This window comes from Xanthomonas pisi DSM 18956 (genome assembly GCF_001010415.1).
Taxonomy (GTDB): domain Bacteria; phylum Pseudomonadota; class Gammaproteobacteria; order Xanthomonadales; family Xanthomonadaceae; genus Xanthomonas; species Xanthomonas pisi.
This window is the reverse complement of the sequence record NZ_JPLE01000032.1, coordinates 47,481-73,042: the sequence shown is the minus strand read 5'-3', so window position 1 is coordinate 73,042 and position 25,562 is coordinate 47,481. Positions and strand designations below refer to the sequence as shown.

The 25,562-nt window shown below is 64.1% G+C and carries 19 protein-coding genes and 1 other RNA gene; 11 read left to right on the top strand and 9 right to left on the bottom strand.

Annotated features, from left to right (window positions below; all coding sequences use genetic code 11):
• Positions 1-3 precede the first annotated feature (3 nt).
• Entirely contained in the window at positions 4-1,599 is a 1,596-nt protein-coding gene (locus Y887_RS08395) for a phytoene desaturase family protein (RefSeq protein ID WP_046963907.1), read from the bottom strand.
• 351 nt (positions 1,600-1,950) lie between these two features.
• Here Y887_RS08395 and Y887_RS08390 point away from each other — a divergent pair, with 351 nt between their 5' ends.
• From Y887_RS08390 to Y887_RS08380, 3 genes are all read left to right on the top strand, one after another.
• On the top strand, positions 1,951-4,053 hold the full coding sequence (locus tag Y887_RS08390; protein ID WP_046963906.1) for a M13 family metallopeptidase: 2,103 nt from the start codon (positions 1,951-1,953) through the stop codon (positions 4,051-4,053).
• Between the two features lie 305 nt (positions 4,054-4,358).
• The gene (locus Y887_RS08385) at positions 4,359-6,458 is read left to right on the top strand and encodes a M13 family metallopeptidase (RefSeq protein WP_046963905.1); all 2,100 of its coding nucleotides are present in this window, start codon (positions 4,359-4,361) and stop codon (positions 6,456-6,458) included.
• A gap of 175 nt (positions 6,459-6,633) precedes the next feature.
• Positions 6,634-8,646, top strand: a complete 2,013-nt coding sequence (locus tag Y887_RS08380) for a M13 family metallopeptidase (RefSeq protein WP_046963904.1) — start codon at positions 6,634-6,636, stop codon at positions 8,644-8,646.
• Between the two features lie 466 nt (positions 8,647-9,112).
• Here Y887_RS08380 and Y887_RS08375 read toward each other — a convergent pair whose 3' ends face one another.
• The 7 genes from Y887_RS08375 to Y887_RS08350 form a co-directional block, all read right to left on the bottom strand.
• Positions 9,113-9,814 (bottom strand): rhomboid family intramembrane serine protease, encoded by a 702-nt coding sequence (locus Y887_RS08375; protein WP_046963903.1) that lies wholly within the window; start codon positions 9,812-9,814, stop codon positions 9,113-9,115.
• A gap of 40 nt (positions 9,815-9,854) precedes the next feature.
• Entirely contained in the window at positions 9,855-10,268 is a 414-nt protein-coding gene (locus tag Y887_RS08370) for an MGMT family protein (RefSeq protein WP_046963902.1), read from the bottom strand.
• 588 nt (positions 10,269-10,856) lie between these two features.
• Positions 10,857-12,227 carry a glutathione-disulfide reductase gene (gene gorA / locus Y887_RS08365; RefSeq protein ID WP_046963901.1) on the bottom strand — a complete coding sequence of 457 codons (1,371 nt, stop codon included), beginning with the start codon at positions 12,225-12,227 and terminating at the stop codon, positions 10,857-10,859.
• A complete protein-coding gene (locus tag Y887_RS08360; RefSeq protein ID WP_046963900.1) occupies positions 12,224-13,474 on the bottom strand; it encodes an NAD(P)/FAD-dependent oxidoreductase in 1,251 nt (416 codons plus the stop codon). The genes gorA and Y887_RS08360 overlap by 4 nt, the downstream gene beginning before the upstream one ends.
• Positions 13,475-13,480: 6 nt before the next feature.
• Entirely contained in the window at positions 13,481-14,725 is a 1,245-nt protein-coding gene (locus tag Y887_RS08355; protein ID WP_046963899.1) for a DUF418 domain-containing protein, read from the bottom strand.
• 206 nt (positions 14,726-14,931) lie between these two features.
• A non-coding RNA gene (locus Y887_RS18840) (sX9 sRNA) lies at positions 14,932-15,007 on the bottom strand.
• 61 nt (positions 15,008-15,068) lie between these two features.
• Positions 15,069-15,548, bottom strand: a complete 480-nt coding sequence (locus Y887_RS08350) for an FKBP-type peptidyl-prolyl cis-trans isomerase (RefSeq protein ID WP_046963898.1) — start codon at positions 15,546-15,548, stop codon at positions 15,069-15,071.
• A 109-nt stretch (positions 15,549-15,657) separates the two neighbouring features.
• Between Y887_RS08350 and Y887_RS08345 the strand changes: the two genes are divergently transcribed.
• The 8 genes from Y887_RS08345 (at position 15,658) to Y887_RS08310 (ending at position 24,877) form a co-directional block, all read left to right on the top strand.
• The gene (locus Y887_RS08345) at positions 15,658-16,200 is read left to right on the top strand and encodes a C40 family peptidase (protein WP_046963897.1); all 543 of its coding nucleotides are present in this window, start codon (positions 15,658-15,660) and stop codon (positions 16,198-16,200) included.
• A gap of 109 nt (positions 16,201-16,309) precedes the next feature.
• Positions 16,310-17,059 (top strand): C40 family peptidase, encoded by a 750-nt coding sequence (locus tag Y887_RS08340; RefSeq protein WP_046963896.1) that lies wholly within the window; start codon positions 16,310-16,312, stop codon positions 17,057-17,059.
• Positions 17,060-17,775: 716 nt separating this feature from the next.
• Positions 17,776-18,360 (top strand): DUF4956 domain-containing protein, encoded by a 585-nt coding sequence (locus Y887_RS08335; protein ID WP_245879371.1) that lies wholly within the window; start codon positions 17,776-17,778, stop codon positions 18,358-18,360.
• A 136-nt stretch (positions 18,361-18,496) separates the two neighbouring features.
• Positions 18,497-19,276: a polyphosphate polymerase domain-containing protein gene (locus Y887_RS08330; protein WP_046963895.1), complete on the top strand. Its 780-nt coding sequence runs from the start codon at positions 18,497-18,499 to the stop codon at positions 19,274-19,276.
• A gap of 67 nt (positions 19,277-19,343) precedes the next feature.
• Complete coding sequence (locus tag Y887_RS08325) at positions 19,344-20,321, top strand: esterase-like activity of phytase family protein (protein WP_084725969.1); 978 nt, start codon at positions 19,344-19,346, stop codon at positions 20,319-20,321.
• Between the two features lie 31 nt (positions 20,322-20,352).
• Positions 20,353-21,486 carry an OprO/OprP family phosphate-selective porin gene (locus tag Y887_RS08320; protein WP_046963893.1) on the top strand — a complete coding sequence of 378 codons (1,134 nt, stop codon included), beginning with the start codon at positions 20,353-20,355 and terminating at the stop codon, positions 21,484-21,486.
• 48 nt (positions 21,487-21,534) lie between these two features.
• Complete coding sequence (locus Y887_RS08315; RefSeq protein ID WP_084725968.1) at positions 21,535-22,875, top strand: sigma-54-dependent transcriptional regulator; 1,341 nt, start codon at positions 21,535-21,537, stop codon at positions 22,873-22,875.
• A gap of 61 nt (positions 22,876-22,936) precedes the next feature.
• On the top strand, positions 22,937-24,877 hold the full coding sequence (locus tag Y887_RS08310) for a sensor histidine kinase (RefSeq protein ID WP_046963891.1): 1,941 nt from the start codon (positions 22,937-22,939) through the stop codon (positions 24,875-24,877).
• Positions 24,878-24,999: 122 nt separating this feature from the next.
• On the opposite strand, the gene Y887_RS08305 is transcribed toward Y887_RS08310, so the two are convergent.
• Positions 25,000-25,491 (bottom strand): acyl-CoA thioesterase, encoded by a 492-nt coding sequence (locus tag Y887_RS08305; protein WP_046963890.1) that lies wholly within the window; start codon positions 25,489-25,491, stop codon positions 25,000-25,002.
• Positions 25,492-25,562: the final 71 nt, after the last annotated feature.

The window sequence follows — 25,562 nt, the reverse complement described above, 5'->3', positions numbered from 1 at the left end:
GGCTCATCCGAGAAGAATCACCCGCGCCGCATTATGCCCAGGCGCGCCAGTGACCCCGCCACCAGGGTGGGTTCCTGCGCCGCACAGATATAAGCCGGGCACCGCGCCGCGATAGGCGCCCTGCCCCAGCAGCGGGCGTGCGCTGAACAGCTGGTTGAGGCTGAGCGCGCCGTGGAAGATGTCGCCGCCGATCAGGCCAAAGATACGTTCCAGGTCGAGTGGACTTAGGGCCTGGCGGCCCAGGATCGATGCAGCAAAACCCGGTGCATACCGCTCCACGGTGGCGACCATCAGGTCGGCGACGTCGTCGCGATGGTCGTCCCACTGCCGGCCATCCGGCAACGTCGGCGCAACGTGCTGGCAGAACAGGCTGGCCACATGCTGGCCGGGCGGTGCCAGCGCATCGTCCAGCGTGCTGGGAATCAGCAATTCGACCACCGGTTCGCGCGACCATCCCGATGCACGCGCGTCCTGCCAGGCGCGGTCCATATAGTCCAGGCTGGGAGCCAGAATGATGCCGGCAGTGAGATGGTCGCCGGCGCCGGGCAAGGCAGTGAAATCGGGCAGACGCGACAATGCGACGTTCATGCGAAAGGTGCCCGAGCCGCAGCGGTAATGGGCGATGCGTTCGCGCGTGGCCTGCGGTACGTCTTCAGCTTGCATCAAACGCTGGTAGAGCAACTTCGGGTTGACGTTCGCGACCACGGCACGCGCACGCAGCGTCTGGCCATCGGCCATCACCACGCCCACCGCACGCCCCTGCTCCACCAGTACCCGCTCCACCGCACAGCCGGTGCGAATCTGCGCACCATGTTCGCGCGCACTGGCGGCCATCGCCTGGGTGATGGCGCCCATGCCGCCGATCGCGTGGCCCCACGCGCCTTTGACGCCGTTGCTTTGCCCGAACACGTGGTGCAACAACACATACGCCGTCCCCGGCGTGTACGGGCTGGCGTAATTGCCGACGATGCCGTCGAAACCGAAGAGCGCCTTGATCGGAGCGCTCTCGAACCAACGATCCAGGTATTCGGCAGCCGAAATGGTGAACAGGTCGAGCAGGTCTTGCCGCAACGTGATCGGCAAGTGTTGCAGCTCCAGCCCCAGCTTGCCCGCGCGCCACAGCTGCGGCAACGCACGCAGCCATCCGGCATCGGTGACATCGGGTGGCGCCTGCAAGGCCAGTGCACGCAAGACATCGGCCAGTTGTTCCAGGCGCGCTTCATAGGCAGGCAGAGCTGCGGCATCGCGCGCGGAAAATTTTGCCACTTCCACGGCGGTGCGCCCCGCACCGGCCAGCAGATACTCGCCATTGGGTAGCGGCAAGAAGTTGTTGATGCGGCGCGCCACGACGCGTAACCCGTGCCGCTCCAACGCAAGATCGTCGATGATCTTGGGCTGCAGCAACGACACCGTGTAGGACGCTACCGAGTTGCGAAACCCGGGATGAAATTCTTCGGTGACGGCTGCGCCGCCAACCACGTCGCGTGCTTCCAGTACCAGCACGCGTTTGCCGGCCCTGGCCAGATAGGCAGCGCACACCAGGCCGTTGTGGCCGGCGCCAATGATCAAAGCGTCCAACGGTTCGGAAGCGGTAGGCATGCACGCGTATATAGCACCGCTTGCGCAGCTGGACCATTCGCGCCTTGGCCACCATCCCGAGCGCACTCGGCACATCGACATCGATGTATCGGGCCACGTGACCACGAACATGGCAGGCAGCCGCAGCGCCCAGCACGAGAACACTCCGGACTGCCGCCGCGCACAGCCTCCCGACGATGCCCGCCGCTCACCAGGGCGCGCCAAGCCAGCTCCTCTACACACCCCGCACCCATGACCTTCGACACCATGCCTATCGGCTGCGCAGGCGTAGAGTGCCGGCCACGGCCCCGTGACGGGGCTCCCCAATCGACTGTTGCTCCTGGAGCCTTTGTGATTCGAACACCTCATCTATTGACGCTGACCCTGGCCGTGGCGGCCGCGCTGAGCGGTTGCAAGAAGTCCGACGACGCCGCGCCTGCGGCCCCGGCTGGCGATACCGCGGCGGCCACGCCCGCTGCGCCCAAGACCCTGACCCTGGACCAGAGCAAGCTGCCGGCGGTGAACCGCTTCACCGCGGCCGACCTGGACCCCAACGGCAACGCCTGTACCGATCTGAACGCCTACGCCAACGCCAAGTTCCTGGCCGCCAACCCGGTGCCGAGCGATCGCACCAGCTGGGGCGCGTTCGAGATGCTCGACGAGCGCTCCAACGCGATCCAGCAACAGCTGGCCGAGCAGGCCGCTGCCGACACCGGCGCCACCGGTGTGGAGAAGATCGTCGGCGACCTGTGGTCCACCGGCATGGACGAGGCCAAGATCAACGCCCAGGGCATCGAGCCACTGAAGCCGGAGCTGGCGGCCATCGACGCCATCAGCGACCAGGCCAAGCTGGTCGACTACCTGCGCAGCAACGCCGCCAAGGGCAACAACGAACTCTTCAGCTTCGGCGCCGAAGCCGATTTCAACAAGTCCAGCCAGAACATCGCCTACGCCATGCAGGGCGGGCTGGGCCTGCCGGATCCGGAGTACTACACCAGCGCCGGCAACAAGGCCAAGCTGGAGGCTTACCAGGCACATATCGCCAAGGTGCTGGAGCTGTCCGGCGTGGCTGCCGCCGATGCTGCCGCGCAGGCCAAGCAGGTGGTCGCGTTCGAAACCCGTCTGGCCAAGGTCTCCAAGACCAGCACGGAAATGTCGCGCGACGCCAAGCTGGCGTACAACCCGATCTCCCCGGCCGAGGCCGACAAGCTGACGCCGAACTGGTCGTGGACGGAGTTCTTCAAGTCGCAGGGCGTGGCCACGCCGGAGATGTTCTCGCTGGCGATCCCGGCCTTCCACCAGGAAGTGAGCAAGATGATCGCCGACACCGACCCGGCGATCTGGCGCGCTTACCTGCGCTTCCACACCGTCGATGGCGCATCGCCGTTCCTGAGCCAGCCGTTCGTGGACGAGAACTTCGCGTTCTACAACAAGACCATGCGCGGCCAGAAGGAAATCAAGCCGCGCTGGAAGCGCGTGCTGGCCACCATCAACGGCAAGGCCGGCGAGACGCTGGGCCAGATGTACGTCAAGGTCGCCTTCCCGGCCGATTCCAAGGCCAAGATGGAAACCCTGGTCACCAACCTGCGCACTGCGCTCAAGGCCCGGATCGAGAAGCTCGACTGGATGAGCCCGGAGACCAAGGCCAAGGCGATCGCCAAGTGGGAAAGCTTCACGCCCAAGATCGGCTTCCCGGACAAGTGGCGCGAGTGGAACGGCCTTGCCACCAGTCGCGATAGCTACCTGGGCAACGTGCTGGCCGCGCAGGAATTCAACTACAAGTGGAACCTGTCCAAGATCGGCAAGCCGGTGGACAAGACCGAATGGGGCATGAGCCCGCAGACGGTCAACGCCTATTACAACCCGCTGCAGAACGAGATCGTGTTCCCGGCCGCGATCCTGCAGCCGCCGTTCTTCGACCCGAATGCGCCGGAGGAAATGAACTACGGCGGCATCGGTGCGGTGATCGGCCATGAAATGACCCACGGTTACGACGATCAGGGCAGCCGCTTCGGTGCCGACGGCAACTTCATCCCCGATCCGGGTTGGTGGACGCAGAAGGACCTGGACGCGTTCAAGGCGCGCACAGGCAAGCTGGTCGCGCAGTTCGACGGCTACCGCACGCCCGCCGGCGACAAGGTCAAGGGCGACCTGACCCTGGGCGAGAACATCGCCGACCTGGGCGGCCTCAACACCGCCTACGACGCCATGAAGACCGCCACCGCCGGCAAGGACGACCCCAAGACCGATGGCATCACCCGCGACCAGCGCTTCTTCCTCAACTGGGCCACGGTGTGGCGCCGCAACTTCACCCCGGAAGAACTGGTGGTGCGCCTGAAGACCGACCCGCACGCACCGGCCAACTTCCGCGCCATCGGTGCACCGTCGAACATGCCGGCATTTGCCGCTGCGTTCTCGTGCAAGGCAGGCGATGCGATGGTGCGTCAGGGCGATCAGCAGGTCGTGATCTGGTAATTGCGCATTGCGGTAAATCAGGCGGGCGGCGATCGCAAGATCGTCGCCCGTTTTTTTTTGGGACTTTTCGGATCGTTCTTCTGCTCGGCAGGTGAATCACGCTGGCCAGCCACCTTCGTTTCGAGTCACGCAGTTCAATCAACGCCGCAGGCATCCGAACGCCGCCCCCGCGGCACACTGCACACCACCGGGACTGCATGCATAACGGCATCGACACACAAGCCTCAACAAAGCTCAACGCGTGCGCAGGCAAGCTCGCGCCCGCTTATGCTCAGCGTCCTTGCCCCTCACTGCGGCTGACGTCCATGCCATTGCTCAAGACTTCCACGCTCGCCTTTGCCCTGGTTGTGGCCCTGACAGGCTGCAAGCGCAACGCCGAGGACACCGGCACGCAGGCAAACACCTCACCCCGGACACCTGCGGCTGCCCCTGCCACGCCGGCAACGCCTGCGTTCGACATCAGCGAACTCGGCCCGGCAGCCAGCGCCTGCCAGAACCTCGACGAATTCGTCAACGGCAAATGGGCGAACACCAATCCGATTCCGCCCGATCGCACCAGTTGGGGCGTGGACGAGATCCTCACCGAAAAAAGCATGACCATTCAGCGCAACATTGTCGAAACGGCCGCACAGCCAGGCAAAGCTGCAAATCCGCTGGAGCAAAAAATCGGAACGCTCTATGCCGCCGGCATGGACGAAGCTGCCATCGAAGCGGCAGGCGCCCAGCCGATCCAGCCACAACTGGACACCATTGCCGCGTTGAAGTCGGGCAAGGATGTCGCCGGTTACATCATCAGCCGTCATGGCGAAGGCGATGGACAGGTGTTCGGATTCGGGGCCGGCGCAGACTTCCACAATGCCGACATGCAGATTGCGTTTACCCAGGAAGGCGGCCTGGGCCTTCCAACCAAGGACTACTACACCGACGCCGAGCACGCATCCATCCGCGCCGCCTATCTGGCCTACATCGCCAGGTCGTTCGAACTCAACGGCAGTTCTGCCGACGTGGCCAAGACGCAGGCAAACGATGTGCTGGCACTCGAAACACGTCTGGCTGCCGCGTCGATGAAGCCGGTGGAGGCGCGTGAGCCGAAAAACCAGTATCGCCTGGTCAGTCTCGCCGAGGCGGACAAGCTCACGCCGCACTTTCCGTGGAAAGATTTCTTCGCCACCCAGGGCGTGGAGATCGGCAAGGGCTTCTCGCTGGCGCAGCCGCGCTTTTTCGCTGCATTCGATCATGAACTGGCCACTGCGCCGATCGCGCAGTGGCAGGCTTACCTGCGCTTCCATGCGATTGATGAGGCAGCCGCGCAGCTCAGCAAGGCATTCGTCGACAACCGCTTTGCGTTCTACGGCAAGACCCTCTCCGGGCAGCCAGAGCAACTGCCACGCTGGAAGCGCGTCCTGCGCGCGGTCAATGGCGCAATGGGCGAAGGCGTGGGTCAACTCTACGTCGCCAAGGTGTTTACGCCCGAGGCCAAGCAGCGCGCCAGCGAACTGGTGGACAACGTCCGCGCCGCGCTCAAGACGCGCATCGAGAACGTCGACTGGATGAGCGCGGAAACCAAGGACAAGGCCATCGCCAAGTGGAACACCTTCCTGCCCAAGATCGGCTATCCGGATGCCTGGCGCGACTGGTCCGGATTGGAGATCGTCCCCGGCGCGTACTACCGCAATCTGCAGGCCGCGGCCAAGTTCAACTATCGCTACGACATCGCGCAGATCGGTAAACCGACTGACCGCAAACGCTGGCAGATGACCCCGCAGACGGTCAACGCGTATTACGACCCCAGCACCAATTCCATCAATTTCCCCGCAGCGATCCTGCAACCGCCGTACTTTGACGCCAGCGCCGACGATGCGTTGAACTACGGCGGAATTGGCGCGGTGATCGGTCACGAAGCAACACATGGGTTCGACGACCAGGGCAGCCAGTTCGATGGTGCAGGCAACAACGTCAACTGGTGGACTGCCGAGGATCGACGCAAGTTCGAGCAGCGCAGCGCGCAGCTGGTCGACCAGTTCGATGCCTATACCCCACTGCCCAAACACCCGACGCTGCACGTCAACGGCAAGCTCACCCTGGGCGAAAATATCGCCGACCTGGGCGGCACCAACGTGGCCTACGACGCGCTGCAGACCGCCCTGCATCAGCATCCCGAGCGGGCAAAGGCGATCGACGGCTACAGCCCCGATCAACGGTTCTTTCTGGCGTTTGCGCGCAGCTGGCGTCAACGCGTACGCGAACAGCAGCAGATGGTCTACCTGGCCTCGGACCCGCACGCGCCCAGCAACCTGCGCGCCATTGCGCCGCCTTCGAACATGCCGCAGTTCGCCAGTGCATTCGCCTGCAAGCCGGGCGATGCGATGGTGCGGCCCGAGAAGGACCGGGTGGTGATCTGGTAAGCCAGCGGCTGCAAGCGCTTCCAGCACAGTGGTAGGACGCACAGGCCCGCGAACGCGGGCCTGTCGCATTCATGCAGACGGCCGGTACCGATGACAAACGGCTGCGGCCGCCCGCCTGCGCGAGGCGCAGCCTTGCTAAACTCCGCCGACTTCAATCTGGCCACCCTTCTTCTCGATGCCCACCATTCGCCCGCTTGCCCTCGCTCTTGGCTTCAGCCTGATCACGCTGCTGTCTGCTCCCGACGCCGACGCCGCTCGCAAGAAGAAGGCAGCCCCCAAGGCGCCGGCCGTGTCTGCGGCCTGCACCGATTTCTACGACTACGCCAACGCCGGCTGGCTCAAGGCCAACCCGGTGCCGCAGGCCGGTGCCGTCACCGCCCTGGGCCAGCTGTCCGAGCGTGCCCTGCAGCAGCAACGCGAGCTGCTGGACGCATCGATGAAGGCGCCACAAGGCAACGTACAGAAGCTGCTCGGCGACTTCTGGGCCAGCGGCCTGGATGAGGCCGCGGTGGAAAAGGACGGCTCCAACCCGATCGCCCCCTTGCTGTCGCGCATCGACGCGATCAAGAAGGCCAAGGATGTGCCCGCTTCGATCGCCGCGCTGCACCAGGTCGGCATCCCGGTCGGTTTCAACTTCGGCCCGGACGTGGACCTGAAGGCGCTGGACCGCCACATCGGCTACTTCATGCAGGGCGGCATGGGCCTGCCGGATCCGGCGTTCTACACCCGCACCGATGCCGACACCCAGGCGCTGATGGGCCGCTACCGCGCCTACGTCAAGCAGATCCTGGCACTGACCGGCACCCCGGCCGACAAGCTCGACGCCGATGCCGCCTCCGTGCTGCAGATCGAAACCGCACTGGCGCGTAGCGCGCAGTCGGTGCAGGGCATCAACAACCCGTTCAACAACTATGCCCCGATCGCCACCAAGGAGCTGACCAAGCAGTACAAGAACCTGCGCCTGGCCGACTTCCTGGAAGCGCAGGGCGTCAAGGACGACCTGGTGTCGATGGCCGACCCGGCCATGTTCAAGCAGCTCGACAGCATGATCGTCAGCATCAAGCCGGAGCAGTGGAAGGCCTACCTGCGCTGGCGCGTCGGCGATGCGATGGCGCCGTATCTGTCCAAGAGCTTCCACGATGCCGAATACCAGTTCCGCGGCCGTCTGCTGCGCGGCGACGCCATGCCGCCGCAGCGCTGGCAGCAGGTGCTGGACGCGATCAATATCGCTGCCGGCCCGATGCTGGGGCGCGAGTACGTGGCGCGTTACCTGAGCAGCGACACCCGTCGCCAGGCCGAGTCCATTGCCGACCAGGTGCGCGACGCGCAGCTGGCCGCGCTGGAGCGCACCGGCTGGGGCAACGGTGAGGTGATCGCCGAGGCCAAGGCCAAGCTGGCGGCGATGAAGATCGAAGTCGGCGCACCGCGCCGCGATCTGGATTACACCGTGCAGCCGATGGGCCGCGGCAGCTTTGGCGGCAACATGCTGATCGCCTCGACCTGGCGTCACCGCGAAGAGATGAAGCGCATCGGCAAGGGCAACGCGGACCGTCGTTGGGACGTGCTGCCGCAGCAGCCGGCGGTGGCCTACGACATCGCGCAGAACCGCCTGATCGTCACCGCAGCCGTATTGCAGGCACCGGTGCTGACCACCGGCAGCACCCCGGCGGCCCAGTACGGCGCCTACGGCGCGCTGGTCGCGCACGAACTCACCCGTGCGATCGATGCCAAGGGTTCGCTGGTCGACGCCAAGGGCGAGCTGCGCAGCTGGTGGACACCTGCCGAAAAGAGCAGCTGGACCCAGCTGACCGGCAAGGTCGCCAACCAGTTCGCCGCCTATCCGTACCCGGGCGTGCCCAACGTCAAGGTCAACGGCGCGCAGACGGCCGAAGAAAACCTCGCCGACCTGGCCGGTGTCGAACTGGCCTTGCAGGCCTTCAGCAAGGCGCAACCGGCCGCCACCGAAGCCGACAAGCAGGCGTTCTTCACCGCCTGGGCCGGCCTGTGGGCACAGCAGCTGTCGCCGAACGAAGCGGTGCAGCGCGCAAGCGCCGACATCCGCGCACCGGGCCAGTGGCGCACCAATGGCCCGCTGTCCAACCTGCCGGAATTCGGTGCAGCGTTCAGCTGCAAGGCGGGCCAGCCGATGCAGCGCGTGGACGCAGACCAGATCAAGCTCTGGCGCTGAGTCCCGACACGATCGGCAACAAGAAGAGCGCGGATTCCGCGCTCTTCTTTTTCATGGGCGTTCGTGACGGAAATGCTTGATCTGTCTTTCGCTTGATCTGTCCTTGGCTTGATCTGCTTTGGATTGATGTGCGTTTTGCTCAATCCGTCTTTGCTTGATCTGCCTTGGTTTGATCTGCTTCTCGCCTGTTCCGCCTTTAACTCGATCCGCTTTCCGCTGGATCTAGCAAAACCCATCCTCGGATCAGCATCCAGCCAGCCCCTTCCCTGGATTGCATTACAGCCTGCTCGCTGCCCAGTCCGCTGGTCGCCAGATGCGCCAGCGCCCACCTGCTTCCGACGCTATGCCGTCCGCACTCTTGCTCTGGTAGGAGCGGCCCCGGCCGCGATGAGGCATGACCGGCAGCGTCAATCGCAGCCAGCGTCGCTGCTACGCATCAAGCCGATCCGGCACAGCGCCGCGCGACTCAGCGCACCACCCGCAGCGGCGGCTTGCGCCCCTTTCCGCCGCCACCCTTGCGGCCACCGCTGCCGCCAAACGGCGACTGGCCGCGCCAATAGCGAATCATCAACCAACCGAACAGCATCCCGCCAAGATAGGCGAAATATGTAATTCCCGATCGCTGACCGAGTACACCCAGCATCACCTCGATCAAACCGACCACAATGACCAAGGTACGTGCATTCATCGGGATCGGCGGGAACAACAACATCACGCGCTGCTTGGGAAACAGCATGGCGTAAGCGAACAATAGGCCGAACACGCCACCGGACGCTCCCAGTACAGGTGCCACGCTCTGGACGATCCAGGCCATCAAGAGCTGGCACACACCAGCCCCCGCAACACACACCAGGTAGTACGTCAAAAAGCGCTTCTGGCCCCAGGTCTGCTCCAACGGCGCGCCGAACATAAAGATCACCAGCGCACTGAAGAACAACTGATTGAAGCCGCTGTGCAAAAACGCGTAAGTCAACAACTGCCACGGCATGAAGCTGGCGCCCGGCGAGAACGCATCAAAGCCGTTGGAAATCGGCCACAGCATGAGCCACGACAAGCTGGAGTCGGATGGCAACACCCCCGCCCCCAGATCGCCCAGGGCCCATTGCAGCAGGAACAGGCCGATATTGGCGATCAACAGTGCTTTGGTAACGGGCGGCAATTGAGGCATGGCGGCATCCTTCTGAATGCTGCAGATGATAACGTCAGCCTTATGAAGGACCCCACACGGCCGCATCCAGCCGCTGCGCGGCCGTGGCGCGGCGCACCCGCCCCTGCACCACCGGCACGCCCTCCGCACGCAGCCGCTGGCATTGCGCATGGTAGCCGGGCGACCCCGGCGGCAACGCAATGCGCCCATCGCTACGGAGCACCCGATGCCAGGGCAGATCCGGATCGTCATTGCCACTGAGCACACGCGCCACCATGCGCGCACGCCCAGGCAACCCGGCACGCACAGCGACCTCGCCGTAGCCGGCGACCTGACCGGCAGGAATGGCGCGGATGACATCAAGAATACGCAGCCGCGCCTGCTCACCTGAGAGCGCTACCGGCGTTGACGCGGAACAGGTGGCGGACTTGGCAGCTGCGAACGAACGCAAAGATGGCTGGCGAGGTTTGGACATCAGGCAAGAATGCCAGCTGACGCGACTCGATGCCGGCCGGGCCACCGCGCTTCTGCGACCAAGCGCGTCACCCAAGGCTATCTTGACGAAAACGCAAAGGCCCCTCTCCCGCCGGGAGAGGGGTTGGGGTGAGGGTACGGACCAAGCCACGCACGGCCGAGCACGCGAGACATCAAGCAGTGCCCAACGTCGAAAGCCGCAGCATCACGCCCTCCCACCTGGAGAGAAAAACAGCAAAGCCCCTCTCCCGCCGGAAGAGGGGTTGGGGTGAGGGTACGGGCCAAGCCATGAAGAGCGAAACGGCTATCAGCTCCACACAGCCCGCAACATTGCATGAGCACAGGGCGGCTACCGCCCAGTGCGGAGCCAGCGTTGCCTACCACCTTCTTGATGCTCAACCGTCACCTCAATCCCGCTCTTGGCTGGAGCAGGGCCCTAGTTGAGGTTGGCGGTTGGCGCTGCGCCCTCTGCTTCCACTCGCGCCCCGCCCGCCTTCCCTTGCGCCGCTTCCATCGTTTCCCTGGCGCAGACAGCTAACGCTCCCACGCTCTCCACACCACTGCATCAATGCATCAATGCATCAATGCATCAATGCATCAACACGATCTCTTCCGACGACGTAGGGTGGATCGCCACGGTCTCGTCGAAGTCGCGCTTGGTGGCACCCATTTTCACTGCCACGGCAAAGCCCTGCAGCATTTCGTCGGCGCTTTCGCCAAGCAGATGCACGCCGACCACACGCTCCTCGTCGCCCACGCAGACCAGCTTGAACAGACTGCGTTGCGGCGCATCGGCCAAGGCATGCAGCATCGGGCGGAAGTTACTGCGATACACGCGTACCGCGCCGTCGTAACGCGCGCGTGCCTGTTCTTCGGTGAGTCCGACATGGCCAAGCGGCGGATGCGAGAACACCACGCTTGGCACGCCTTCGTAGTCCATGCGTGCATCCGGTTGATTGCCGAACAGCCGGTCCATCAATTTGCGGCCGGCCGCGATCGCCACCGGCGTCAGCCCGACCTTGCCGCCGACATCGCCGATCGCATGGATGTTGGGCACCGTGGTGGTCTGAGCATCGTCCACCACCACCTCGCCCTTCTCGCCCAACTTCACCCCCAGGGCCTCCAGACCCAGACCGGCCGTATTGCCGCGCCGGCCGATCGCGAAGAACACCTTGTCGAACACATCGTTGCCCTGTTCGCGCGGGTGCACCGGATGGCCGTGCACGCGCAGCCCGCCCTGCGCATCGCGTTCGAGGCCGGTGGTGGTGAAACCGAAATGCAGGCGCACACCCAGATGGCGCAGGTTGTCGGCCAGCTGCAGCGTCAGCTCGGCGTCGAAGCGTTCCAGCAAGCGCTCGCCCTGCACATACAGATGCACACGACTGCCCAGCGCCTGCAACAGGCCGGCGATTTCCACCGCGATATAGCCGCCGCCGATGATCGCCACGTGCGCAGGCGCATGACACAGATTGAAGAAATCGTCGGAGACGTCGCCGTATTCGGCGCCTTCCACGTCCGGGCGCAATGGATACGCACCGGTCGCGATCACGATGTGCTCGGCCGTCACCGCGACCCCATCGCCCCCCATGATCGTATGGCGGTCCTGCAGCACGCCGCGTTGCGGAATCAGCACCACGCCGTCTTCATCGAGTCGACGCCGATAACTGGCATGGATGTTGGCGATATAGCCCTGCCGATGCGTGACCAGTTCCTGCCACTGCAGCGTCGGCCGCGGCACATCGAAGCCGAGCGCGCTGGCGAGCTCGATCTTGCCGGCCAGATCGGCTGCCAACCACATCGCTTTCTTCGGCACACACCCCAGATTGACGCAGGTGCCGCCCAACGCATCAGGCTCCATGATCGCCACACGTGCACCGTGCCTTGCAGCGCGAAATCCCGCCGCCAGCCCACCGGAACCGCCGCCTAGAATCACCACGTCGTAGTCGTAACGCGCACTCATGCGAATCGCTCCGCCCGGTAGGGATGCGGGTCCAGCGCAGGTGCGCGGCCCGTGATCAGGTCGGCCATCAGTTGTCCGCTTGCAGTGCTCATGCTGATGCCGAGCATGCCATGGCCGGCTGCGAGCCAGACGTGAGGACATGCCGGCACCGCACCCAACACCGGCACATCGTCCCAGGTCATCGGGCGCCATCCGTACCAGCGCTCGATCACTGCAGGTCCGCACGGTGCATGCAGATAGTCGGCCGCTGCGCGTTCCAGCGCCGCCAGGCGGGTGGGCGTGAGCTGCGTGTTGCGGCCGGAAAACTCCATCGTGCTGCCGATCCGCAGCCGGTCGCGCCATGGCACAACGAATACCCAGCGATCCTTCAACACCACCGGGCGACGCGGCATCAGCGCAGGGGCGCGGTAGGTGATCGAATAGCCTTTGCCGGCCTGCACCGGCAGGCGCAAGCCGAGTTGCGCGGCCAGCAACGGCGACCATGGCCCGGTCGCGATGACCGCCTCGCGCGCGTGCAGCGTGCCGTGTTCGGTCTGCACGCGTGCACCGGATGCATCGGGCAATATGCCCTGCACACGGCAGCGCTCCTCGATCACCGCACCATGGCTGCGCACCACTCTGGCCAGCTCTGCGGTGTAGCGCTCCGGGCGCAGGTGCGCATCGCCAGGAAAATGGATCGCGCCGGCAAGTCCTGTGCGAAATGCCGGATCCTGCCGCAGGTAGTCGTCCGCTTCGATCACCTGCGCCTGGATCCCCCACTGCGCCAGCACTGCGCATTCGTCGCGGTACTGCGCAAAGCGACGTGCGTCGCCGAATACATAATCCAACCCATCGGCGCGGAACTCGCAGTCCAACGCATAGCGTGCGACCCAATCGTCCAGCCGGGCACGCGCGTCATGCAGCAGCGCCGCACGCGCCTGCGCACTGGCCTGCCAATCGCGCGCATTGCAGCGCTGCGCAAACCGTAGCAACCAACGCCACAACGCAGGATCCAGACGCGGCGGGATATACAGCGGCGCATCCGGTGTCAGCATCCACTTCAGCGCCTGGGTGATCATGCCCGGTGCTGCCAACGGTGGCGCATGACTCGGCGTGATGGTGCCGCAGTTGCCGTGCGAGGTTGCCGCGCCGATGGCACCGGCATCGAGCACGCGGACCTGGCGGCCCGCCTCCACCAATGCCAGCGCAGTGGCCAATCCGATCGCACCCGCACCGATCACCACCACGTCTTCGCGCACGGCGGCCATCGCGCGCTATCCCGTGCGTGCGTCGCCGCGCCGCATCGGCGGCACGTGCAGATAGGTCACGCTACGCCACAGCCATTCCATCGGCCCGAAGCGGAACCGGCGCAGCCACTGCTGGCTCGTCACCACCTGCAAGGCAAACAGCCCTACCGCGAACGGCAGTTGCCACAGGCGCGGCAGCTGCTCGAAATACCCCAACCCGTACCCGTAAAACATCCAGGTGCATAGCAATGACTGCAGCAGGTAGTTGCTCAATGCCATACGGCCGGCCGGCGCAAGCCAGTCCAGATGCGAGGCAAAGCGCACCACCCACGCGGCGTAGCCCAGGCTCATCAGCGGCCCGGCCACCAACGCCAGCGCGAATGCGCCGGACAGGCGCATGCTCAACCGCGTCGGGTCCATCCAGGGCTCCACGGCATAGCTCAGCAGCATCACGCCCAACCCCAGCGGCAAGGCGCCGTAGCGCAGCACCCGGAACAACCGGGGGAAGCGCTCGGGCGCGGCTATCGCGCCACTGCGCACGAACCAGCTGCCCAGCAGGAACATGCCGAGCATGGCCGGGCCGTTGATGCTCAGCCCGCTCATCGCTTCGCGCAGATCGTGCCAGCGCTGCGCAGTGGCCTGCAGATAAGTGCCGTGCCCCAGCGCAGCGCGCTGTGCCTGCACGTTGGCCACGGCCTGCTGCGCAACATCGGCCATGGCCGATTTCCAGTCCAACGCCGATGCCGGATCGGCCTGCATCATCGCACCGGCAACGCCGTACAACAGCACCAGGGCCGGCGCACAGAGGTAAACCAGCGCGGCAAGCCACGGCAGCGTCACGGTCGGCGCAGTGCGAGCGCCCAGCAGCAACATCGCCAGCAAGGCATAGGTCACCAGAACGTCGCCCGACCACAGCAGCACCGCATGCGCCAGACCGATGACCAGCAAGCCGGCCGTGCGCCGCAGATACATGCCGAAAAACCCGCGCCCGGCGCGCTCGGCGCGCTGCGCCATCACCGCAAACCCCATGCCGAACAACATCGAAAACAGCGGGTAGAACTTGCCCTGCACAAAAATGTAGACCAGCGCGTCGGCCACGCGATCGGCGCCGTGCCAATGCGGCTCCACACCGCTCAGCGCCAGATCCAGCGGACCGACAAAGGCTTCGATGTTCATCAGCAAGATGCCGAGCAACGCAAAGCCGCGCAGGACGTCCAGGACGACGATGCGCTCGGTCGCGGCAGTGGGTAACAGCAGATCGCGTTGTGTCATCGCAGCTCAGGCAAGCGGATGCGGCGTTGCGCACCGCAGAAAGCAGACGGCCACCACGGGCTGCGGCCACTACCACGTTGCGCGTCACCACCAACCAACCGTGGGTAGCACGCAGACCTCAGCGTGCACGCGCGGTGCGTGCCGGAGGCGCTGGCCGGGCGTACCCAGCGCGGCCGCACAGAGGTGTTGATCGCCGCGCTTGGAGCGGCTTACAAAACGTAGCGAGCAGTCGTCAGGTGGGCGTGGGCGGCGCGGAGGAAACTCAGTGTACGCGTGGTACATGCCGCACCGAGTACCGGCCGCGCCCGCCTGGCGGGGAGCGCAGTCGTTTTGTGAGTTGCGCTTAGTGGTGATGACCGCCATCGCCGTGCACGTGCCCGTGATCGCGCTCTTCCTGCGTGGCTTCGCGCACTTCGATGATTTCCACGTCGAAGTGCAGGTCCTTGCCGGCCATCGGGTGGTTGAGGTCGACGTCGACCACGCTCATGCCGACCTTCTGCACGGTGACCGCGCGCGGGCCGAAGTTGGTCTGCAGCACCACCTGGGTGCCCGGGACCAGCTTGGTGGCGCCGAAGTGCTTCTTGGGGACGCGCTGGCTCAGGCCTTCGCGGTATTCGCCATAGGCCTCGGTGGCCTTGACGTCCACGCCGAAGCTCTCGCCGGCTTGCTTGTCCATCATGGCCGCTTCCAGACCCGGAATGATGTTGCCGTGGCCGATCATGATCGCCAACGGGTCGCGCTCCTTGGAGCTTTCGATCGGCTCCTGGCCAATCTCCGAAACGGTGTAGTGGAAGCGGACGACGCTGTCTTTTTCGATCTTCATGCCTGGCTCTGAATGGGCTGCCCGGTGGCAGACGGTGGAGGACGGCTTGTCGGCCGCCGGGTGCGCCGCCATCATGGCGACCTTTCGAACCGCCCATTATCCCGGCTCAATGCATATCACGCCAGTTGTCGCCGCCCGCGCCCATCGCGCCACGGCCTGTCTGTTGCTGGGCCTGTTCCTGCTGGGCGGCTGCTCGTCGAAGGCGCCGGTTCGGCGACCTTCCGCCCCGCCGCCGTCGGCGCGCGTGTGGCCGCAGGTGCCGCCGGCCGATCCCGCCGCGGCCAACAACATCCTGATGCGCGCGCTGGGTCTGGTCGGCACGCCATACCGGTTCGGCGGCAATACGCCTGAGACCGGTTTCGACTGCAGCGGCCTGGTCACCTATGTCTACAAGGACGTGCTGGCGCTGTCGTTGCCGCGCACCTCGCGCGACCTGGCCGCGATCCAGGGCCCACGGATCCCGCCCGAGAAGCTGGCCACCGGGGATCTGGTGTTCTTCGGCGCCGGCGGAAACGTGAGCCACGTCGGTATTTATGTGGGTGAAGGCCGGTTTGTGCATGCCCCGACCACCGGCGGTACCGTCCGCTTGGATTTTCTCGATGGCGCCTACTGGCGTGACCATTATTCAGGTTCAAAGCGGGTTTTACATTGAAATGTGATGCTCATCACAAGTAATAAAACGGAAAGTTAACTTTTTTTGAACGTAACGATTCGTTCACCAGGGCATCATCCCGCATCGACAGCAGAATTGTGATTCCCGCGTGACGAACGACGAACAGATCAAAACTGGCGCCGCACCGCTTCCGCTCCGGAAACCGCTCCGCCTGCTATGCGTCACCGCTCTCTGGATTGCCGCGCTGCCCGCCCTGGCGCAGACCGCCAATACCGCCCCATCCGCTCCGCAGACGACCACGCCAGACAGCGCCGTCGCCGCCGAGAAAGCCGCAACCCGCAGCCGCGCCGACGCCGCTGCCACCGCTACCCTGGCCGCCCTGCTTCCGCATCTGGCCGCCAATGACGCCATCCCGCTGATGGACCGCTCGGCGATGTTCGCCGGGGACCTCAGCCGCCTGCTCGCCAATTACGATGTTTCGCAGAGTGCGGCCAATGCTGCCCAGAACGCCGTTGCCGACAGCCGCGTGCAGGTGATCCTGCAGCGTGCCATGGCCCTGCTCGGTACTCCCTACGTGTGGGGCGGCGAGTCCACCGAAGGTTTCGATTGCAGCGGACTGGTCGGTTACGTGTTCAAGACTGCGCTGGGCATCGACCTGCCGCGCGTCTCGCGCGATATCGCCCGCGACGAATCGGCCGAACTGATCAAGGACCCGAACGCGCTGAAGGCCGGCGACCTGGTGTTCTTCGGCAAGCGTGGCCGCATCGATCATGTCGGCCTGGTGGTCGGCGACGGCAAGTTCCTGCATGCGCCCAGCCGCGGCAAGGACGTGCGCGTGGATTCGCTCGCCAGTGGCTACTGGAGCGAGAAGTTCATCCAGGCGCGTCGGGTGCTCTGATTGCCCAGCGTACTGCGCAAAAAAGCCGCGGCATTGCCGCGGCTTTTTTGTTGGCCTTGGGTCGTCGGCACTTTGCCGGAGGCCACACCCCGGTCCGCCTGATCACAGGCGGCACTGGACAGCTTTTCATAGCTGGTCTGACTCACTTCTGGCGAGGGCTTGTCGACCGCGTTTGGCGAGTCGCCGGCATGTCGCCGCCTCCTCGCTCTGCCGACACACACGACCTCGCCTACGACTGGCCAACACAGGGCGATGGCATTGTCCCGGCGTGCAATGCCCGATCTAACCGGGGGGCGGCATGCACCAGCCCTGAAATGCAAACACCCCACCCACCAGCAGCGCAAGGTCGCCACGGGCAGTCCCTGTCCGATTAGGTATCGCGCGCGATACGCAACGCCGATGCGGCGTGCTTGAACGGTGTCTGCAGGCAACGTTCTGCAAACATGCTGCATGTAGCCACCGGACAAGCAGCGATCGATTCTGCGTGTCCGTTCCGCAGGTTTTATGGATTCCAGAATCCAGTCCAGATCCTGGAATTTCCAACGTCCTAGCTGTCAGCTCACGCGTTGCCTGACGCGCAACACACTCCTGTAAAGAGCTGCATCTGCTTGATCTGCAACGCGCCCGAGGATTGATTCAGGCGCAGCGAACGGATTGGCATGCGTTCTGCTTTGCACTCTGTAAACGCGGCATTCCGCCCGTGCCGGAGTAGAGCCTTGCTATCCACATTGATCCACACACCGTTGTTTGAATTGCTTTCACGATTCTGCATCGATATTGCCGCAGTGCTGGTGCTGATCTTCGCCATGTACTACCGCCGCCATCAAGACAAGGAACTCGTTACTGCAGCAGCACTGTTCAACATCTTCGTGTTTGCGGTGCTCACTATTCTGTCGAGTGTCCAGTTCAGTGTAGCCGCCGGTTTCGGTCTATTCGCCATCCTTGCGCTGTTTACGCTTCGCTCCGAGCCGATCACCAAGATCGAGATCACCTATTTCTTCGGCAGCGTTGCCATCGCGGTGATCTGTTCGGTGCAGGGCACCACGCTTGCCCTGATCGCGGCCACGGTGGTGCTGGTACTGACGGGCGCCTATGTCTTCGATCACCCGCGGATCGTGCGCTCGGTCGAGAACATCAAGATCACCTTCGACCAGATCCATATCCACGCGCTCTCCAATCCGACTGCGATGAACGCCAGCATCGCCGAGCGGCTCGGCGTGGACGTCGTGTCCTACGAAGTCCGTGCCATCGATTACCTCAACGACACCGTGAGCATGCGGATTTTTTACCGCAAACCTTGAGGAAGCCGCCATGAATACATTCGCCTGTCCACTCGCTTTGCCGCGTCACCGGCTCGCCGATGGGGTTCCGCTCTTGCTGTCCCACACTGATGCGGCGCTCGTTACCGCGCGCGCTCAAACCCCCGTCGCCAACTCCATGACGTGCCCGGAGCAGCAGTTCCGCGCCATTGGTCTGGAGCGACTCAACGCCACCGCATCGATGTTGATACGGCGCGACAACAAGTACGTGGTGCACGAAGATCGGCTGGCACCGGCATGGGGGGAGCTGATCGGCCAGTTCGACATCCTGGAAATCGATGGAAAGCGCGATTTCATCTACGACACCTGCTATTTCGACGATCCGGGCCATACCAGTTACTTCGATCACCATCGCGGCCGGCGTCAGCGCTGCAAGATTCGCATGCGCAACTATGTCGATGCACAACTGTGCTTTGCCGAGATCAAACTCAAAGGCAAACGCGGCCAGACCGAGAAACGTCGCATCGCCTGCCCGGTGGATCAGTACGGCGTACTGGGCGAGCACGCCCAGTCGCAGATCCGTTCGGCCTATCGCGAACTCTACGCACGCGACCTGACACAGGCGCTCGAACCCATCTGCTGGATGCGGTATCGCAGAACCACGCTGGTGGCCAAGGAAGGGGGCGAGCGGATGACGATCGACCGCGGCATGGTCTTCATGGATGCCTCTGGCACCTGCCGGATCGACGATGACCTGGTGATCGTCGAAACCAAGTCGGGCAACGCCAACGGCATCGCCGACAAGATCCTGCGCAGCTTGCACCAGCACCCCACCAATAGCGCTTCCAAGTACTGCGTCAGCCTGGCCGCGCTGCGGCAGGTCTCCAAGTACAACAAGTTGCTGCCTGCGCTGCGCAAGCTCGCTGTGGTTCCCACGCACGCGATACCGACGACATGACGTACGCGTCGCTCGGCGCGCATCCGCGCTGCATCACACCGTCCCTCATTTCCGACAGGACCCTTCCATGCACTTGAACCTTCTTCTGACTGCGGGCCTGGCCACCCTGGGGCTGCTGACAACGTGCACACAGGACGCCCACGTCACGACCGGGATCGCGGTTCCGGCACACACCGAAACCGCGCCACCTCAGATCGATGCACGATCGGATAGGCCTCGCTTCACCTTCCCGCCCACAACACGGGTGGGAAACGTTCCTCTCACCGAGCTGTCCGCCCTGGCCTGGGATGCGGACGAGAGGCTGCTCTATGCGCTGTCCGACAACGGCCACGTGTTCCATTTCCGCCTCACCCTGGATGGCGATGAGATCGTGCGCGTGGAGCCCATTCACTCGGCGGCACTGGTGGACGCAAAGGCGGGTTTGACGTCCGATGCCTTCAATGCGGAAGGGCTGGCGCTCAACAACGCCGCCAACGGCGTATCGGGCGACACCGAACTGGTTGTTGCGCTGGAAGACAAGCCCTCGCGGATCGTGCGTTTCAGCCCGACCGGTAACATTTTGGGCGAGCTCGCGGTGCCCTCGCCAGCCGACGACCTGAGCCGCTACCGCAAAAAGGGACGCGGCCTGGAGGCGGTGGCGATCCACCCTGCGTACGGTCTTCTGACGGCGCCCGAGTCGCCTCTGCTGGAGCCACGGGAAGACCGCCACACGGTGTACGCGAAACACCGGCGTTGGTCGTTCCTGCGACATTCCCCTGACAGCCGCCTCAAGGGAATCGACGTACTGCCCGACGGCAGCCTGCTGGTGCTTGAACGCGACAAGGCAGGCGCCAAGGGCAGCTTCGCCGCCAGTGTGCGCCGGCTGGACCTTGCCGCCTGCAGCAACGATGGCAGCTGTGCGACCGACACCGTCGCAATGCTTCCGGCTGGGCCGGACAACTTCGAAGGCATGACCGTGATCGACCCGCAGCACATTCTGCTGGTGAGCGATAACGGGGGACTGGTGACGCAGGGCACCACCTTCGTGTTGGTGCGGCGGCCATGAGCAGCGTTCAATCGCATGACGGGACCGTCGCATGAACACGCCGCTGCTTGTCTGCCTGTCGGTGGCTTGCCTGGCTGCGACGCAGGAGACGCACGCACTCGAGATCCACTTTGGCGGCCGCCTGCATCTGGATTACGCGACCTACCGGGCCGACGTCAGGCAGCTCGACGATGCCTTTCTACTGCGGCGTGCCAAGCTCGATGCCGATGGCAAGCTCAATGACGATTGGTCGTTCGAGGTCGCCTATGACGTCGCCGCCGTGTACAGCGTCACCGACAGCGGCACCCACAAGCAGGGTGCATTCAAGGAAGGCTTCGATGGCGTGGCACTGCGATACGACGGCTGGAAGCAGGCCGATCTGGATCTTGGCCAGTTCAAGGTTCCGTTCGGGCTGGAGGAACTGAACAGTTCCAATAACATCACCTTGATCGAACGCGCCCTGGCCAGCGATGCCTTCGCGCCATCGCGGCGGTTGGGTGTGGGCGTGAGCCGCAATCGCCAGCGCTACACGCTGTCTGCCATGGGGTTCGGCAGGTCTATCGATGGCCGCGACAGGGGCCGTGGCGCCGCGCTGCGGGCCACCTTCGTGCCGGTCAACACCGGCAACGGCGGAACAATGCTGCATCTGGGTGCGGCGGTCGTCATCGAACGTCCAAGCGGCGAGGTCAAGTTCAATGCCCGGCCGGAGTCCAGAGCCCTGGATGTCCGATTCTTGAACACCGGCGATCTGGACAACGTCGATCGCATCGATCGTATCGGACTGGAAGCCGCAGGCAACGCCGGCCCGGTTTCCGTGCAGGCCGAATGGATGCGTGCTGCCATCAGGCGCAGCCACGGCAGTGCCGATGCGCAGCTGCAAGGCTGGTACGTGATAGGCAGCTGGGTGCTCACCGGTCAGTCGCGCCAGTACAAGAACGGCAGGTTCAGAAGCGTTTCGATGCAGCAGCCTCGCGGCGCCTGGGAACTGACCGCACGCTATAGCCATCTCGACCTGGACGACGGCCGGGTACGGGGGGGCGAGGAAAACAACGTGACCGTCGGGGTCAACTATTACGTCAACAACCGCTTGCGTATCATGCTCAATTACATCGATGTGCGAAGCGAGCGTCGGGGCCGAACGGACAATCCCGATATCTTGTTGGCCCGCATGCAACTATCGTTCTGACGTGCGCGCGGCGCTGCCGGAGACAAAAGATTGGCAAGAACCCGAATCATGATCGTCGATGACGAGGACAGCATCCGTTTTGGCATGCGCGACTTTCTAGAATCCCGTGGCTACGATGTGATCGACGCCGATAGCTGTCGCAGGGCAAGGGAGCTGTTCCAGGCATCGTCGCCGGATGTCGCGGTCATCGATTTCCGGCTGCACGACGGCAGTGCGATCGACCTGCTTCGCGACTTCAGGCAGATCGACCCGGACGTTCCCATGATCGTGCTGACGGCCTACGGATCGATCGACCTGGCGGTGCAGGCGATCAAGCAGGGGGCAGAACAATTTCTGACCAAGCCGATCGAAATGCCCGCGCTGCACGCCATCGTGAAGCGGCTGCTGACCAATCGGCGGCTGCACAGACAGCAGCAAGTGGTGAGCAAACGCGAACAGCGTGAACGGGTGGATCCGTTGCTGGGCGATAGCCCCGCCATCCGGATGCTGGCCGAACAGGCAGGCAAGGTGATGGGCAGCGACAGCCCGATCCTGATTCTTGGAGAGACCGGCACCGGCAAGAGCATGCTCGCCAAGTGGCTGCATCACCACAGCGCGCGTGCCGACGAGCCGTTCGTGGATCTCAATTGCGCCGGGCTGTCGCCGGAATTTCTGGAAACCGAATTGTTCGGCCACGAAAAAGGCGCATTCACCGGGGCGAGCGCCAGCAAGCAGGGCATGCTCGACATCGCCGATGGCGGCACCGTCTTCCTGGATGAGATCGGCGATGTCGATCCACGCGTGCAGCCCAAGCTGCTCAAGGTACTGGAAGAAAAGCGTTTTCGCCGGATGGGCGCGGTGCGCGAGCGCGAAGTGGATATCCGGCTGATTGCCGCCACCCACCACGACCTTGCCAGCAAGGTGAAGGAAGGCGTGTTCCGCAGCGACCTGTATTTCCGGATCAGCAGCATTCCGTTGACGATGCCTGCACTGCGCGACCGCAAACAGGACATCCTCTCGCTCGCTTCCACGCTGCTGGCCCGCATGGTCACCGACCCGGCGCGGCAGGTACAACTGACCGATGACGCGCAACAGGCGCTGCGCGATTATGCATGGCCCGGCAATATCCGCGAACTGCGCAATGTGCTGGAGCGCGCCGCGTTGCTCTGCAATGACGACACCATCACCCGACGCGACCTGCGCTTCGAGCTACCCGCAGCGCAAGACGTGCCGGCAAACACGATGAATCTCACGCTTCAGCAGCTCGAGCGACAACACATCCAGCGCGTTTTGCGTGATGTGGGAGGCAAGGTCGAGCAGGCTGCGCTGCGCCTGGGGATTCCACGCAGCACGCTCTATCAGAAGATCAAGATGCATGGCATCAGCGCGGCATCGCACGATCCCGGCTAAGCCCGCATGCCGGGGTTGAGCGCTCAACAGGTGAGATTGGCACGCGCGCGAGGAGTGCGACATGGTCAAGGCGAAGATCTATGCAGGCATCGCGATCATCGTCGCCTTCGGCGTGATGTCGATGCTCTACGTCCAGCGCGGACTCGACGAGGTCGTCGGCCATCTGACCAGACTCGAGCAGATCGATGCGCCCTTCAGCATCGCTGCCCTCGAGATGGAAAAGAATGTCGGTGAGTATGCCTATGGTGTGCTGCAGTACATCGCACAACCGCTTGCGGATACCCGCGCGGAAACCGTCAACGACAGCGCCGACTTTTCCCGCTACCACGCCAACTACATGCAGTTGAGCAGCACCGACAGGGAAATCGAGTTGGGCAGGCACCTTGCTGCCGACTTCAAGAATCTTTCCGGTATCGGCGCTGCGCTGATGGATAAAAGAGACGCGCTCGACGCCACGTTCGAGCGTGTCACCGGGCTGTTGAAAGACATCGACGCGCTTGCAGACCATCGCATGGTGGCGGCTGCGCCGAAAATCGAGCCAGCGCGGCGGCGCAGTCTGGCTGCAATCGCAAACATGGAAGCACAGGCAGCAAAACTCGGATTTTGGCTGTCGGCGTATGAGCGCAGGACGACGGCGCTGACGACACGGCAGTTACTGGAAAGAATCGCCGGCCTCGACGAGGCCATCTCCGAATATCGGCGTTTGCCGCTGGCGCCAGAGGAGCAACGGCTGGGCGATGATGTGGAGGCGTTGCGTGTGCAGATCAGACGCGGTGTCGATGAACTGCTTGTGGGCGAGGACGCCATTGATGCATCGGCGAGGCAATTTGTCAGATTGCAGAACCATCTCGACGATGTCTCCGACGATGAGATCGAACCGTTGGCCGCCAAGGGGCTGACGGCACCGCAGAAGGAAGCGGACCGCATCGCGGTACGGGTGCTGAACATGCTGGGGTACGCGATCCCGCTGTACCTGCTGGTTGCAATGGTGGTGGGTGCATTGCTGATCATGACGGTCGTCAGGCCATTGCGAAAACTGGCATCGGGGACCAAGGCCATTGGCGACGGCAATCTTGGCTACCGCATCGCCGAACGCGGCAAGGACGAGTTCGACGATCTGGCACGGCAATTCAACCTGATGGTGGCGCGACTGCAGGAGAGCACCGTCTCCAAGGCGCTGCTGGAACAAAGCGAACAGAAACTGCGACTCACGGTATCGGACCTGCGTCAGGAAATCGCAGAACGCGCACGGTCCGAGCGGGAACGCGGAAAGCTGCAGGCCGAGTTGCGACGTAGCGAGGCGATGGCGGCCATCGGCGCGCTGATGGCCGGCGTTGCCCATGAGGTGCGCAACCCGTTGTTCGGCATTTCATCGACCCTGGATGCGATGGAGGCAGGCTCACACGGCGGCGGCGGAAGTGGCCGTCACCGGGAAGTGCTGCGCCGCGAGGTGCGTCGACTGAACAAGCTGATGACGGACCTGCTCGAATATGGCCGGCCGCCGACCGAGGAATTCACCAACGGACGCCTGGGCAATGTGATCGCCGAGGCCGGCCATATCTGCGGCCCGGCTGCCGACGCAGCAACCGTTGTCATCGTCAACCAGGCCAACGCCTATGACGGCGTACTGCCGATGAACCATGGCCGCCTGCTGCAGGTGTTCGTCAACCTGATCGAGAACGCAGTCCAGCATGCGCCTGCTTGCACCGAGGTGACCATCACCGCCAGCACGATCGTCGAGGACGGGAATCGCGCTGTGGAGTGCCGTGTGCAGGATCGCGGCGCTGGCTTCGCCGCCGAGGACCTGCCATTGCTATTCGACCCATTCTTCACCCGGCGCCGAAAGGGCACCGGGCTGGGCCTGGCCATCGTTCAGCGCATCGTCGATGAGCACCGCGGCTCCATCCAGGCCCTTAACAGTCCACAAGGCGGCGCGGTCATGGTGCTGCGCCTGCCGATCACGGGCTGGTCCGACGACGCGCGCGACTTGCCGGCCGGATAAAACATCGCATTCCGCGCGCTGCGCAGGCACGATTGCGCCAGGCACCGGGAGTGGTGTGGCGGATGATGCATCGTGGGGAACGTCACGTGTGGCAACCCAGCCAGCTCGTTGCCGCAGCCAGGTCAGTGATCGGCATCGCGCCTGTAATGCGCCATGGTGTCCTCGATGCCCTTGCTCAGCTCCATCACCTTGAGCGCGTATTCGGCCAGGCGCTGATCCTCGGGCGTGTCCGGCCGCCAGGACGGCACTTCCACCGGCGTCACACCATCCGGGTCCATCGCCACGAACACGATGATGCAGTGGGTGCACAAGCGCGAATCGCCGCCCATCGGGCTGCGCGCACGCACATCGATGGCGAAATGCATGCTGCTGCGCCCGGTGTAGACCAGCTTGGCCGACACCGCGACCAGATCGCCGATCCGTACCGGCGCCACAAAGCGAATCCCGCCCACCGCCACCGTCACGCAGTAATGCCCACTCCAGCCGCTGGCCGCGGCAAAGCCGACCTGGTCGATCCACTTCATCACCACGCCGCCATGCACCTTGCCGCCGAAGTTGACGTCGCTGGGCTCGGCCAGAAAACGAAAAGTCAGGTCACGTTGTTGGCCAATCACTGCACGCTCTCGCCGGGGGGATGAGCCGAAAGTGTGCCATGCGCGCGCGTTGAAGGGATTCGCCCCGCGCA

Bases quoted from the DNA above. Each gene is read 5' to 3' on its own strand.
- Y887_RS08395 (WP_046963907.1), bottom strand. From the start codon at position 1,599: ATGCCTACCGCTTCCGAACCGTTGGACGCTTTGATCATTGGCGCCGGC.
- Y887_RS08385 (WP_046963905.1), top strand. From the start codon at position 4,359: ATGCCATTGCTCAAGACTTCCACGCTCGCCTTTGCCCTGGTTGTGGCC.
- Y887_RS08380 (WP_046963904.1), top strand. From the start codon at position 6,634: ATGCCCACCATTCGCCCGCTTGCCCTCGCTCTTGGCTTCAGCCTGATC.
- Y887_RS08375 (WP_046963903.1), bottom strand. From the start codon at position 9,814: ATGCCTCAATTGCCGCCCGTTACCAAAGCACTGTTGATCGCCAATATC.
- Y887_RS08370 (WP_046963902.1), bottom strand. From the start codon at position 10,268: ATGTCCAAACCTCGCCAGCCATCTTTGCGTTCGTTCGCAGCTGCCAAG.
- gorA (WP_046963901.1), bottom strand. From the start codon at position 12,227: ATGAGTGCGCGTTACGACTACGACGTGGTGATTCTAGGCGGCGGTTCC.
- Y887_RS08360 (WP_046963900.1), bottom strand. From the start codon at position 13,474: ATGGCCGCCGTGCGCGAAGACGTGGTGGTGATCGGTGCGGGTGCGATC.
- Y887_RS08355 (WP_046963899.1), bottom strand. From the start codon at position 14,725: ATGACACAACGCGATCTGCTGTTACCCACTGCCGCGACCGAGCGCATC.
- Y887_RS08350 (WP_046963898.1), bottom strand. From the start codon at position 15,548: ATGAAGATCGAAAAAGACAGCGTCGTCCGCTTCCACTACACCGTTTCG.
- Y887_RS08345 (WP_046963897.1), top strand. From the start codon at position 15,658: ATGCATATCACGCCAGTTGTCGCCGCCCGCGCCCATCGCGCCACGGCC.
- Y887_RS08330 (WP_046963895.1), top strand. From the start codon at position 18,497: ATGACGTGCCCGGAGCAGCAGTTCCGCGCCATTGGTCTGGAGCGACTC.
- Y887_RS08325 (WP_084725969.1), top strand. From the start codon at position 19,344: ATGCACTTGAACCTTCTTCTGACTGCGGGCCTGGCCACCCTGGGGCTG.
- Y887_RS08320 (WP_046963893.1), top strand. From the start codon at position 20,353: ATGAACACGCCGCTGCTTGTCTGCCTGTCGGTGGCTTGCCTGGCTGCG.
- Y887_RS08315 (WP_084725968.1), top strand. From the start codon at position 21,535: ATGATCGTCGATGACGAGGACAGCATCCGTTTTGGCATGCGCGACTTT.
- Y887_RS08310 (WP_046963891.1), top strand. From the start codon at position 22,937: ATGGTCAAGGCGAAGATCTATGCAGGCATCGCGATCATCGTCGCCTTC.